We start from the raw sequence: 2,734 nt of genomic DNA on the forward strand, positions 1-2,734 counted from the left end.
CAGGCGGCGCAGCTCCTCCTCGGCGTCCGCCTGACCGCCCAGGTCGTGCTCCACCAGGTGGAAGCGGCTCTCCCCGAGCGGGGCGATCCGCTGCACCGGCTCGCCGCCGGCCAGGGAGAAGGTCGTGCGCAGCGCCTCGTGGCGCGCCACGATCCGATCCAGCGCCCGCACCAGCGCGCCCCGATCCAGCTCCCCCCGCAGCCGCAGCCGGCGCCTCACGTGGTAGGCGCTCCCCAGCCCGCCCATCTGCTCCAGGAACCAGAGCCGCTGCTGCGCGAAGGAGAGCGGCAGCGGCGCGGTGCGCTCCGCCGGCTCGATGGGCGGCAGGTCCGCCCGGGCCGCCGCCGCCACTGCGCGCGCGTACTCGGCCACCACGGGGAGGCGGAAGACCTCCGCCAGGGGCACTTCCACCCCGAGGCGCTGCCTGAGCCGCGAGACCACCTGGACCGCCAGCAGCGAGTGGCCGCCCAGCTCGAAGAAGTGGTCCCACCGCCCCACCCGCTCCAGCCTCAGCACCTCCGCCCAGATCTCCGCCAGCGCCTGCTCCACCTCCCCCTGCGGCGCCTCGTAGCCCCGCCGCGCGTACGCATCCCCCTCCGGTGCCGGCAGCGCCCGCCGGTCCACCTTCCCGTTCGGGGTGAGCGGCAGCGCCTCCAGGTGCACGTACGCCGCCGGCACCATGTGCTCCGGCAGCCGCTCCTGCAGGTGTCCCCGCAGGCTCTCGGCGCGGATCGCTTCGCGGGCCACGTAGTACGCCACCAGCCGCCGGTCTCCCGGCGTGTCCTCGCGCGCCACCACCACCGTCTCGCGCAGCTCCAGGTGCTCCAGCAGCCGGGCTTCGATCTCCCCCAGCTCGATCCGGTAGCCGCGCACCTTCACCTGCTGGTCGTTCCGCCCCAGGAACTCCAGGACTCCATCCGCCCTCCACCGGGCCAGGTCCCCCGTGCGGTACAGCCGCCCGCCCGCCTCCGCGCCGAACGGATCCGGGACGAAGCGCTCCGCGGTCAGCTCCGGCCGCCCCAGGTATCCGCGCGCCACCTGCACGCCTGCGAGGTAGAGCTCGCCCGCCACGCCCACCGCCACCGGAGACCCGGGCCCGTCCAGCACGTAGACGGCGGTGTTCGCGATCGGCCGCCCGATCGGCACCGAGGCACCGGCTTCCGCGGGGTCCGCCCGGTGAACCACGCAGCCGACCGTGGCCTCGGTCGGTCCGTACTCGTTGTAGATCTCGACCCGCCCCGCCGAGCGGTCGTGGATCGCCCGGGCGAGGCTCTGGCTCAGCTCCTCGCCTCCGACGACCATCCGCCGCAGCCGCAGACCCGTGAGGTCTTGCTGCGTGAGGGTGGCGAGGTGGGCGGGCGTCAGCTTCACGGCCTCGGCGCCGCTCGCCGCGATCATCTCCAGCGCGGAGCGGCCTGTCCCCTGCCCACCGACGACGGCGATGCTCCCGCCCGTGACGAGCGGGACGTAGATGGAGGTGACGGTGAGATCGAAGGCCAGCGAGGAATGGAGCGGAAACGTCACCGCTCCCGCATCCGCATACCGGTAGCAGGCGTAGCAGACGTAGTTGGTGAGGCCGGCATGACGGACCATGACGCCCTTCGGGCGGCCCGTGCTCCCCGAGGTGTAGATGACGTAGACGAGGTGCTCCGGCGTGAGGTCGGGGCGCCGGGGGTTCGTCTCCGGCCGGGCCGCCCAGGAGGAGGCGTCCGTGTCGAGAGAGAGAACCGGCGCGCCGAGCCCTGCGACCTGCCCGGCCAGAGACGTTTGCGTCAGCAGCACCTGCGGGGCGCTGTCGTGGAGCATGTACGCGAGCCGCTCCCGCGGATACTCCGGATCGAGCGGCACGTAGGCACCGCCGGCCTTGAGCACCGCCAGCAGGGCGACGACCATCTCCACGCTGCGCTCCACGCAGACGGCCACCCGCGCCTCGGGGCCGACGCCCAGCCCGACCAGGTGATGCGCCAGCCGGTTCGCCCGCCGGTTCAGCTCGGAGTAGCAGACCTGCTCATCCTCGAAGACGAGCGCCACCGCGTCGGGGGTGCGCTCCACCTGGCGTTCGAAGAGCTGGTGCACGCAGAGGCCGCGCGGGTATTCCGCCGCGGTGGCGTTCCACGCCTCCACCACCTGCCGCCGCTCCGCATCGGGCAGCATCTCCAGCCCCGCGAGACGCCGCTCGGGCCCGGCCGCCATCTCCTCCAGCACCCGCCGCAGGTAGCCCAGGTAGCGCTCCACCGTCGCGCCGTCGTACAGCGAGGTCGCGTACTGCACCCATCCCACGAGGCGCCCCCTCGACTCTGCCAGCCCGAGCGACAGGTCGAAGTGCGCGCTCACCCGCTCTGCGCTCCGGTCCATCGCCTCCACCCCGAGGCCCGGCAGCTCCAGCTCGTCCCCAGGGGCCGTCTGCCAGGCGAACATCACCTGGAAGAGGGGGCTGTGCGCCAGGCTGCGCGCCGGCTGCACCGCCTCGACCACCTGCTCGAAGGGGACGTCCTGGTTCTGCTGCGCCTCCAGCGCGCGCTCCCGCACCCGCTCCAGAAGCTCCCCCACCGTCGGCGCGCCCGAGAGGTCCACGCGCAGCGCCAGCGTGTTCACGAAGAAGCCGATCAGCCCCTCGATCTCCCTCCTGCCCCGGTTGGCCGTGGGCGTGCCCACGACCAGGTCCTCCTGCCCCGAGAGGCGCGAGAGCACCGCGGCCCAGCCGGCCAGCAGCGTCATGAACAGCGTCGTCCCC

At 73.5% G+C, this 2,734-nt stretch carries 1 protein-coding gene; it reads right to left on the reverse strand.

Annotation, left to right across the window (positions count from 1 at the left end):
• The coding region (locus VGR37_08870) for an amino acid adenylation domain-containing protein (protein HEV2147503.1) at nt 1-2,724 on the reverse strand (2,724 nt) is incomplete at its 3' end.
• Between the last annotated feature and the right edge of the window lie 10 nt (nt 2,725-2,734).

It is taken from the genome of Longimicrobiaceae bacterium (genome assembly GCA_035936415.1).
Classification (GTDB): domain Bacteria; phylum Gemmatimonadota; class Gemmatimonadetes; order Longimicrobiales; family Longimicrobiaceae; genus JAFAYN01.